1 protein-coding gene is annotated in these 357 nt (G+C 42.3%); it reads left to right on the plus strand.

Translation table 11 applies throughout. From position 1 onward, the window contains the following. The coding region (locus A3763_RS28480) for a putative solute-binding protein (RefSeq protein ID WP_231872133.1) at positions 1-288 on the plus strand (288 nt) is incomplete at its 5' end. Between the last annotated feature and the right edge of the window lie 69 nt (positions 289-357).

Raw genomic sequence — 357 nt, forward strand, 5'->3', positions numbered from 1 at the left:
GTCAATACTGAAACAGCCCCAGCAAATTTTGCTCACAATATGCGCCAGCATGCGCTATCTCGATTTAATGAACTCGAGAATACAGTTAAGCAGGCACACAGTGAAATTCCACAGAAGTACTGGGTGAGTCTCGATGATGTAAGAAAGTCAGAGTATGAAAACCTTTCTAAGAAGATTCGTTTAGCCTTAAGAGATGAAAAAGCCTACGACGCAAAAGCTATCTCAATATTGTGGAAGTTCCGTTGTAAATTTAATCCATCTGCGACAGAATGCGCGACTCCGGAGTAGTTGCGCAGAACACTGCTCCTAGAGACCTTGTAGCTTAGTAGGAGTAGTGATGCCTTATACAGCAAAATT

This window comes from Oleiphilus sp. HI0128, from assembly GCF_001635365.1.